The sequence below is a fragment of the Actinomyces sp. MRS3W genome (assembly GCF_032465695.1).
GTDB lineage: Bacteria > Actinomycetota > Actinomycetes > Actinomycetales > Actinomycetaceae > Actinomyces.
Map to the genome: position 1 here is coordinate 1 of NZ_JAWDJJ010000313.1, position 9885 is coordinate 9885.

Consider the following 9885-nt stretch of genomic DNA (forward strand, 5'->3'; position numbering starts at 1 on the left):
CCCAGGGCGTGGCAGCCACCCCGAAGCACTTCGCGGTCAACAGCCAGGAGCTGCGCCGCATGGCGTCGGATTCCATCGTGGATGAGCGCACCATGCGGGAGATCTATCTCACCGCCTTCGAGATCGTCGTGCGTGAGGCCGGCCCGCGCGCGCTCATGAGCTCCTACAACCGGGTCAACGGTGTCTACGCCAACGAGAACCCCCACCTGCTCACCGAGATTCTGCGCGAGGAGTGGGGCTTTACCGGCATGGTCGTCTCGGACTGGGGTGGGTCTAATGACGCCGGTGCAGCAGCGGCAGCCGGCTCCTCCCTGGAGATGCCCGCGCCGGGCCTGCACTCCGCCCGTGAGGTGGTCGCCGCCGTCAAGGAAGGGCGTATCAGCCGTGAAGCGGTCTATGCGCGGGCCGCCGAGGTCATCGCCATGGCCCGCGCCGCCCACTCCCACGACGCACAGCGTCCGACCTTTGACGCCGACGCCCACCATGCGCTGGCGCGGAGGGTCGCCGAAGAATCCATCGTGCTCCTGCGCAACCAGGACGGCATGCTGCCGCTGGCCGCAGGCACGCGCGTGGCCCTCATCGGCGATATGGCCAAGACCCCCCGCTACCAGGGCTCCGGCTCCTCCCAGATCAACCCCACCCGCCTGGACAACATCCTGGACGCCTTTGCCGCCACCGGGCTGGAACTGGTCGGCTACGCCCAGGGCTATGACCGCCAGGGCGCCCCCAACGAGGCCCTGCTGCGGGAGGCGGTGGCGCTGGCCGGGCGGGCCGACGTCGTGCTTGCCTGCATCGGACTGGACGAGCTGTCCGAATCCGAGGGGTTGGACCGCTCCCATATGCGCCTGCCTGAGGTACAAACCCGGATGCTCGCCGAACTGGCCAAGGTCAACCGCAACGTCGTCGCCGTGGTCGCTGCCGGCTCCGCGGTGGAGACCGCGTGGGAGGCCGACACCCGGGCCGTGGTCCACACCAGCCTGTCCGGGCAGGCGGGAGCGAGCGCTGTGCTGCGGGTGCTCACCGGCGCCGTCAACCCCTCCGGGCGCCTGGCCGAAACCTACCCGGTGCGCTACGAGGACCACCCCACCTCAGCGTGGTTCCCGGCCACTGGGGAAGCGGCCGTCTACCGCGACGGCCCCTACGTCGGCTACCGCTACTTCACCACCACCGGCACCGCCGTCTCTCATCCTTTCGGCTTCGGGCTGTCGTATTCGACTTTCGACTACTCCGATCTGACGGTAGACGAGGTCGGCGCCCACGTCTGCCTCACCAACACCTCCGACGTTGACGGCGCCGAGGTGGTGCAGCTGTACGTGAGCGCCCCCGAAGGCGTATGGGGCCCCGCACGCGAACTCAAGGGCTTCACCAAGGTTCGCCTCGCGGCGGGGGAGTCGGTGGCCGTCACCATCCCATTCGACGCCTACACCTTCCGCCGCTACTCGGCGGCCGAGAAGCGCTGGGTGCGGCCGGCCGGCACCTGGATGCTGCGGGTGGGACGCAATGTCGAGGACCTGCCGCTCGAGGCCTCCTGGGAGGTGGACGGCGACGTCGTCGACCCGGCCGACCCCGCCCTGGGCCACTACCTCACCGGCGAGGTCACCGCGGCCACCGACGCCGAACTCGCCGTGCTCTTAGGACGGCCGGTGCCGCAGTCGGCCGCCTCCACCCTGCTGGACCACAACAGCCCCCTGTCCGACCTGGCACATGCCAAGAGCCGCCTCGGCCACCTGGTCATCCGCGTCCTGAACCGGCAGAAGGCCAAGGCGGATGCCTCCGGCAAGCCCGATCTCAACATCCTGTTCATGCTCAACATGCCGCCGCGTGCCATGGCCAAGATGACCGGCGGCATGGTCTCGCAGGACATGGTCGACGGCATTGTCGACTTCGCCAACGGCCACGGCCTGCGCGGGCTGCGCGCCATTGTGGGCGGCTTCTTCCACAACCGACGCCAGGACAAGGCCACCCAGAGGCGGCTTGACGCCCCCCACTGATTCATCGGTGTGCCCAACCCGGGCACGCTGTTTCCATCCATCTCCCACCGCTACGAGAAACCGAGACCCCGCATGAAACCGATCACCGCCTGGTGGCACCGCTTTGAGGAGCGGCACGAGACCATCGCTCAGTTCATCGTCTTCTTCATCCTGTCCAACGGTGTCACCCTGCTGCAGCTCATCCTCATGCCGGTGTTTCGGTGGATCTTCACCTTCACCTCGCTGCAGGGCACCACCTTCCAATTCCTACCGGTTGGATCCTCCGGCGGGCGCACCGTGTACCTGTTCGACTACGTGGCCGGCCCCATTCAGGCCGACGGCTCCGGTGGGGGACTGGCCTACTTCCTGGCCGTGGAGATCACGCTGCTCATCGCACAGGTCATCAACTTCTTCGCCCAGCGCAATATCACCTTCAAATCCAACTCCTCGGTCTGGAAGGCCGCCTTCTGGTACGCCCTTGCTTACGTCGTCATCACCGTCGTCGCCGCTGCACTCCAGGTGCTCTACAAGGAGCCCATCTACTCCTGGTGCAAGGGCACGCTCGGCACCGCCACCGGCGAGACGGTAGCCGACGTGGTCACCATGATCATCAACGCGGCGATCTCCTTCTGGGTGTTCTTCCCCATCTTCAAGGTCATCTTCAAGCGGGTGCCCGAGGATGAAGCGACTGCGCCGGAAGACACCGAACTTGAGGCGCAATCGGCTCGCTGAACCGAGCGGCGGCTTGGATCCGGTAGTAGTGTCTGAAGTGTTCCACCCCGTGAGCGACTCAGGTGCGGGCCGGGTATCCACCCGCCGTCCGCTGCGCCCCCAATGAGTCCGCCGAACAAGGAGACCCGCACGGTGCCTGCCAGCCCGCTCATGACGGTCATCGTTCCCGCCTACAACGCCGCAGACTGCTTGGGCCGCTGCCTGTCCAGTCTCATCGCCGCAGGTGCAGGCGACGAGCTGCAGATCGTCGTCGTCGATGACGGCTCCAGCGACGACACCGGCACTCTCGCCGACACCTATGCGGACACCCACCCCATGGTCCAGGTGATCCACCAAGAGAACAAGGGCCACGGGGGCGCGATCAACACCGGTATTGAGGCGGCGTGGGGCACCTGGCTCAAGGTGTGCGACGCCGACGACGCGATCGACCCCGGCGCACTGCGGTACCTGCTGGGCACCATGCGTACCTGGCGGGAGGAGCACACCGAACCGGACCTGGTGGTGACCAACTTCGTGTACGTGCGTGAGGGCACTCCGGCCTGGTACCGCCTCGGGCACGGCCCGGCCCGTCCGGGACTGCGCGGGCTGCGCCGCAGTCGTCATGCCGTGCGCTTCCGGAGGCTGCTTCCCCGCGGGCGCCGGGGCGGCTGGGAGGACGTGGGGCGGTTCCGCCCCGACCAGTACCTCATGATGCACTCGCTCGCCTACCGACGCGACGTGCTGGAACGGGCGGCGCTGCGCCTGCCAGAGCACTGCTTCTACGTGGATAACCTGTTCGCCTTCGAGCCGCTGCGGCATGTGCACACGCTCACCTATGTGGACCTGGATCTGTACTACTACACGGTGGGCCGCGAAGGGCAATCCGTCGCCGACGACGTTATTGTCTCCCGTCTGGACCAGCATGATCGGGTCAATGCGCTCATGCTTGAGGCGATGCCCCACGAGGGCGAGGTGCCGGCGGCGCTGCTGCGCTACCTCGTGCACATCTACACCATGAGCGCCGTCGTCATCACCACGATGGCCCTGCGCTCCGGCACGGCGCGCAACCTCGCCATTAAGGATCAACTGTGGGCACGCCTGGACGCGACCCGTCCGGACGTGTCCCGGCGGGTGCGCGCCACCGCCATGGGGCGGCTCATGACGCTACCGGGGCGCGCCGGCGGATGGGTGCCCGTTGCCGGCTACCAGGTGGCCCGCCGCGTGCTGGCCCTCAACTGAATCGGCCAGCAATGAGGGAGAACTCGCCCCAACTTTCATCGAGTGCATAGGTTGACCCTCGAAGTCATGAGCAAGGCGGATGACTTCGTCGGCCAACCTATGTGCTGAAGGGTTAAGTCATGTGTTCGGCGCCAACCACCGTGTCGTACATGGGCCAGGGGCATGCCGGCCTCATAGGAGGACACGACACTACCGGGGCGCGCTGGCGGGTGGACGCCCGTGGCCGGTTACCCGGTGGCCGCCGCGGGCCGGCGCTCAACCGAATCGGGCAACGGCAACAGGACGCGGAGGGTGAAGGTCCCCCGCGACGTTGTTCCGGCGGTGACCTGCCCACCGTAGCCGGCCGCGGCCGAACGGATCGGGCCGATCCTGAACCCATGAACGCTCGGGGCTGGCTTGGCGGCGAGCGGGGTTTCCCCGTCGGCCGCCACCGGGTTCTCGACCTCCAGCAGCACAAAGCCGCGGCGCCGGCGCATATCGAAGCGGATCCACCGGTCCTCGGCGTCCGGCAGGCGCGAGACGGCCTCGAGAGCATGGTCCAGGGCGCTGCCGGCGATGGTGACCAGATCCCGCGTGGTGACGAATCCGAGGGCGGCGCCGTCGGCGATGGCATTCAGGGTGATGCGCCGCTCCAGGCATGCCTGCTCCTTGTCGGTGAGGATGACATCGAGAACCGGGTTGCCGGTGCGCATGAACGCTCCGTATGGGCGTATCGACTGCTCCAGCTCCTCCAACCGGTCCAGTCGTGTAGCGGGATCCTTTTCGGCGCGCACCTCGGCGATGAGATGACGCAGATCGTGATACTTGCGGTTGACGAGATCCACCGCCCGCTTGGAGGTGAGGTACTGGGCGTACTGTGAGTGCAGTAGCGCCTCGGAGGTGGCCAGTTCGCAGGCGGCGCGGCTCTGCAGGTCCACCTCCCGCTGGGCGTAGAGGATGACGAAGCCGCACAGGTCGATGAGCGTGCGGATGTAGAACACCTCGGCGCCCAGGCGCCCGGAGAAGGGCGTGGCGGTACTGAGGAAGCTGAGGTTGGACATGGCGAAGGTGATGGCGGCAATGGCCGCCGCCCCGGCCACGGTGGCCGTGGTGGGGACCACCTCGGTGCGGAACCGGGGCCGCTCCAGGCGATAGATGAGCGCGCCCGCCGCCGTGTCCGCGACGATGAGGAAGACCACGGAAAGCGCCGTCGGCGGGGAACCGAGGAAGAAGACCTCGAGCTGCCATTCCAGGGAGGCCACCAGCTCGGCGACGACGAAGGCGCGTACCACCAGATAGGTCGACCGCCGCAGGGAGCCGCTGAGCGCCAGGTGCAGGACACCCCACATGGCGGCCACGGCGCCGAACATGCCCACCAGCCACAGGGAGATGGGCAGGTGCCCGATTGCCACCTGGTAGCCGCACAGTGCCGGCAGCGACAGGGCCATGACGATGACACCGCGGCGGCGGGAATCCTGAGGGCGCCATGAGGCCAACACATACAGCAGGCAGGCGCCCCACTCGGCCAAGGCGGTCCACAGCCGGGGAATATCCGGCAGCGCCTCCTGGATCATTGGCGGGTTCCCGAGATGTGCTCGGTCAACGCCTGCATGAACCCCTTGCGTCGGGGACGGGAGATGCGCAGCGCCTCACCGGTGCTCATGACACTGTCCTGCTCACGCACCCCGACCACATGCTTGAGATTGACGATGTAGCAGGAGTTCGAGCGGAAGAATCCGTGCGGGGCCAGGCGGGGCTCCAAATCTTTGAGGGTGCTGGCCTGGGAGATGACGCGATCCAGCAGGTGCATATCCACGCGGTGGCCCACCGACTCCAGGTACACGATGTCTCCCACCGGGACGCGCTGCACGTCGGCGCCATTCTTCACCGTGATGGCAGCGCGGTCACGTCGCTCCAGCACGGTGCGAGCGCGGTTCATCTCCCGGGCGAAGGAGGTGTAGGGGAAGGGCTTGAGCAGGTAGCCGAGCGCGGAAACCTCGTAGCCGTTGATGGCGTACTGCTGGGCGGAGGTGATGAAGATGATGACGACGTCGGAGTCGACCGCCCGCACCGCCCGGGCCGTGGCCAGGCCGTCCGCCCCCTGCATGCGGATGTCCAGCAGCAGCAGGTCATAGACCGGACGGAAGTCCTCCAGCAGCTCGGCCCCGTCCTCAAAGGTATGCACCTTGAGCGTCAGATTGTTCTCCCCGGAGAAGCGGTCGAGGTAGTCCACGAGGACATGCCGATGCCGGGCATCGTCCTCGACGACGCCGACCCGGATCATGGGTGCCGAGCGCTTTTCCGTCGGCGGCGGCGGAATATCCGAAATCATGCAGACAATGACAATAAGATAGGGGAGATAACGGTTGCGGTCATGCTAGTGTACCGCCGCCGTCGGGCGACACGACGAGCCTCACAGCGATGACGAAGGGCGTGCAGATGCGGGCTGATCTGGTGGTGGTCGGGTCGGGGCTCTTCGGCGCCACGATCGCGCAGCGCGCGGCGGAGGAACTCGGCGTGCGGGTGATCGTCATGGACCGGCGCGAGCACCCGGGCGGCAACGCCTGGTCGCAGCCGGATCCGGCCACCGGCATTGAGATCCACTGCTACGGCTCCCACATCTTCCACACCTCTGACGCGGACGTGTGGGCCTACGCCAACCGCTTCACGGCCTTCAACGACTATCGCCACCACGTCTACGCCAATCACGGCGGTGAGATCTACCCGCTCCCCATCAACCTGGGCACCATCAACCAGTTCTTCCGCGCCGCCCTGGGGCCGGAGGCAGCCCGGGCACTGCTGGCCGAGCAGGCCGCAGAGATCACCGGTACGCCCGCCAACCTCGAGGACAAGGCCATCAGCCTGATCGGGCGGCCCCTGTACGAGGCGTTCATCCGGGACTACACGGCCAAGCAATGGCAGACCGACCCCACTGAGCTGGACGCCTCCATCATCACCCGACTGCCGGTGCGCCTGAACTACAACAACCGCTACTTCTCCGACCGGTACGAGGGCATCCCCACCGCCGGTTACGGCGCCTGGATCGAAGCCATGTTGGATGATCCGCGCATCGAGGTGTATCTGGGGCAGGACTTCCTGGCCCCCGACGGGCCACTGAGCCGTGAGGCCTGTGTGGGACAGGTGCCGGTGGTCTACACCGGTGCCCTCGACCGATTCTTCGACAACCGCTTGGGCGCCCTGACCTGGCGTACCCTCGACTTCGACACCCGCGTCCTGCCCACGGGCGACCATCAGGGCACCGCCGTGGTCAACTACTCCGACGCTGCCGTGCCCTACACGCGGGTCCACGAGTTCCGCCACTACCATCCCGAGCGCGCCTACCCGGATGACGCCACCGTCATCATGCGGGAGTACTCGCGGCCAGCCGGCGTGGACGACGAGCCCTACTACCCGGTGGGCACCCCGAGTGACCGCAGCCGACTCGCTCGTTACCAGCAACTGGCGGCCGAGCTGGGCGGCCAGCAAGTCGCCTTCGGCGGACGACTCGGTACCTACCGGTACCTCAACATGGATGAGGCCATCGCTGCTGCCCTGAGCTGCTTCGAGGACCAGGTGCGCCCCTGGTTCTCCTGAGCGCACCGCATGTCACAGCGCCCCGACGCGGGCGCCCCACCCCAGGCGTGGGAGACTAGGACACATCTGTACGGGCCCGCCGACAGGCCCCTTCACACGCACCCAGGAAGAGCCAGGAAACCGATTCACGTGCCACCGATCCCCACGCCCGAGCAGGCCGCGAGCGTCGCCCCGGCCGCCACCGCGCAGACCCAGATCCGCAATTTCTCGATCATTGCGCATATCGACCACGGCAAATCCACCCTGGCGGACCGCATGCTCCAGGCCACCGGCGTCGTCGCCCCGCGCGACATGCGCGCCCAGTACCTGGACCGCATGGACATCGAGCGCGAGCGCGGCATCACCATCAAGTCCCAGGCGGTGCGCATGCCCTGGGCGGTCGAGGGGGCAGACGGTGTCACCCGCGCCTACGCGCTCAACATGATCGACACCCCCGGGCATGTCGACTTCTCCTACGAGGTCAACCGGTCACTCGCCGCCTGTGAGGGCGCTGTCCTGCTGGTCGACGCCGCCCAGGGCATCCAGGCGCAGACGCTGGCCAACCTGTACATGGCGATCGAGGGGGACTTAACGATCATCCCCGTGCTCAACAAGATCGACTTGCCGGCGGCCGAACCGGACAAGCACGCGGAGGAGATCGCCTCCCTCATCGGCTGCGACCCGGACGAGGTCATGCGAGTGTCCGGTAAGACCGGTGCGGGCGTACCCGAGCTGCTCGACCGCATTGTCCAGGCCGTCCCGCCGCCCAGCGGGGAGAGCGAAGGACCGGCCCGCGCCATGATCTTCGACTCCGTCTACGACGTCTACCGGGGTGTGGTCACCTACGTGCGTGTTGTCGACGGCGCCCTCAAGCCCCGCGAGCGCATTGAGATGCTGTCCACCCGGGCGGTCCACGACCTGCTGGAGATCGGCGTCATCAGCCCCGAGCCCACCCCCACCCAGGGGCTGCGCGCCGGCGAGGTCGGCTACCTCATCACCGGGGTCAAGGACGTGCGCCAGTCCAAGGTCGGTGACACCGTCACGTCCGCCGCCTCCCCGGCCACCATGCCGCTTGCCGGCTATCAGGACCCCAAGCCGATGGTCTTCTCCGGCCTGTTCCCGGTGGACGGATCCGACTTCCCCGCGCTGCGCGACGCCTTGGACAAGCTCAAGCTCAACGACGCCGCCCTCACCTACGAGCCGGAGACCTCGGTGGCCCTCGGCTTCGGCTTCCGCTGCGGCTACCTGGGTCTGCTGCACCTGGAGATCATCCGCGAGCGCCTGGAGCGCGAATTCAACCTCGACATTATCTCCACCGCCCCGTCGGTGGTCTACGAGGTCACCATGGAGGACCGCACCACCCACACGGTGACCAACCCCAGCGAGTTCCCCGAGGGGAAGGTCCGCGACGTCCAGGAGCCGATCGTGCGGGCCACCATCCTGACCCCGAGCGAGTTCATCGGTGCCGTCATGGAACTGTGCCAGTCGCGGCGCGGCACCATGCTGGGCATGGACTACCTGTCCGAAACCCGCGTGGAGATGCGCTACCGCCTGCCGCTGGCGGAAATCGTCTTCGACTTCTTCGACGCCCTCAAATCCCGCACCCGTGGCTACGCCTCCCTGGACTATGAGCCCGATGGCACCCAGAGCGCTGACCTGACCAAGGTCGACATCCTCCTCAACGGGGAGAAGGTCGACGCCTTCAGCGCGATCGTCCACAAGGACTCCGCCTACTCCTACGGGCAGAAGCTGACCCGACGGCTCAAGGACCTCATCCCCCGCCAGCAGTTCGAGGTGCCGGTGCAGGCCGCCGTCGGCAGCCGCATTATTGCCCGCGAGACCATCCGCGCCCTGCGCAAGGACATGCTCGCCAAGTGCTACGGCGGCGATATCACCCGCAAGCGCAAGCTGCTGGAGAAGCAGAAGGAGGGCAAGAAGCGCATGAAGGCCGTCGGCCGCGTCGAGGTCCCCCAGGAGGCCTTCATCGCCGTGCTGGGCGCCGATCAGCCGACCGGCAAGTAGCGTTGGGGCGTAAGGAAGCGAAGGAGCAGCGAAGGAGCGCGATGATGAGCCAAGCGAGCCACGAGGGGGCTACTCCGGAGCGGATCGATGGCATTCCGGTCACCTCCGGCACCGTGGAGGCGGCCCTCAGCGATGACGGCGTGGGCCTGAAGCTGACCGCCTCGCTGGCGCGGCGCCTGGGGGAGCCGCACGCCGGCGCCGACGGGCACCACGCGGATGAGCCGTCCCCCTTCCACGACGGCGACCTGGTCGGCACTATCGGCGCTGTCTGCGCCCTGGCGCAGGTGCGTCCCGACAGCGGCGAGGCGGGCCTGTCCGCCATCCACAAGGTCCCGTTGGCGGGGCCGGTGGCCATCAACCGGCTGGGCGTTGTCGGCGACCAGCAGGGCGA

7 protein-coding genes and 1 pseudogene are annotated in these 9885 nt (G+C 67.4%); 6 read left to right on the top strand and 2 right to left on the bottom strand.

The features are described from left to right. From RWX45_RS11795 to RWX45_RS11805, 3 genes are all read left to right on the top strand, one after another. Positions 1–1991, top strand: a 1991-nt coding sequence (locus RWX45_RS11795; protein ID WP_316023912.1) for a glycoside hydrolase family 3 C-terminal domain-containing protein, incomplete at its 5' end; no start/stop codon positions are given. A 72-nt stretch (positions 1992–2063) separates the two neighbouring features. Continuing rightward, a complete protein-coding gene (locus tag RWX45_RS11800) occupies positions 2064–2702 on the top strand; it encodes a hypothetical protein (RefSeq protein WP_316023913.1) in 639 nt (212 codons plus the stop codon). A gap of 102 nt (positions 2703–2804) precedes the next feature. Beyond that, positions 2805–3920 carry a glycosyltransferase family 2 protein gene (locus tag RWX45_RS11805; protein ID WP_316023914.1) on the top strand — a complete coding sequence of 372 codons (1116 nt, stop codon included), beginning with the start codon at positions 2805–2807 and terminating at the stop codon, positions 3918–3920. A 227-nt stretch (positions 3921–4147) separates the two neighbouring features. Here the strand turns inward: RWX45_RS11805 and RWX45_RS11810 are convergent, their stop codons facing one another. Together RWX45_RS11810 and RWX45_RS11815 are read right to left on the bottom strand one after the other, a co-directional pair. Further along, on the bottom strand, positions 4148–5473 hold the full coding sequence (locus RWX45_RS11810; RefSeq protein ID WP_316023915.1) for a GHKL domain-containing protein: 1326 nt from the start codon (positions 5471–5473) through the stop codon (positions 4148–4150). Continuing rightward, the gene (locus RWX45_RS11815; RefSeq protein ID WP_316023916.1) at positions 5470–6231 is read right to left on the bottom strand and encodes a LytTR family DNA-binding domain-containing protein; all 762 of its coding nucleotides are present in this window, start codon (positions 6229–6231) and stop codon (positions 5470–5472) included. The genes RWX45_RS11810 and RWX45_RS11815 overlap by 4 nt, the downstream gene beginning before the upstream one ends. Before the next feature lie 107 nt (positions 6232–6338). Here RWX45_RS11815 and RWX45_RS11820 point away from each other — a divergent pair, with 107 nt between their 5' ends. From RWX45_RS11820 to RWX45_RS11830, 3 genes and pseudogenes are all read left to right on the top strand, one after another. Beyond that, positions 6339–7493 carry a UDP-galactopyranose mutase gene (locus RWX45_RS11820; RefSeq protein WP_316023918.1) on the top strand — a complete coding sequence of 385 codons (1155 nt, stop codon included), beginning with the start codon at positions 6339–6341 and terminating at the stop codon, positions 7491–7493. Positions 7494–7622: 129 nt separating this feature from the next. Then, positions 7623–9494 (top strand): translation elongation factor 4, encoded by a 1872-nt coding sequence (gene lepA / locus RWX45_RS11825; RefSeq protein ID WP_316023917.1) that lies wholly within the window; start codon positions 7623–7625, stop codon positions 9492–9494. 41 nt (positions 9495–9535) lie between these two features. Next, a pseudogene (locus tag RWX45_RS11830) lies at positions 9536–9885 on the top strand (MOSC domain-containing protein); the annotation flags it as partial.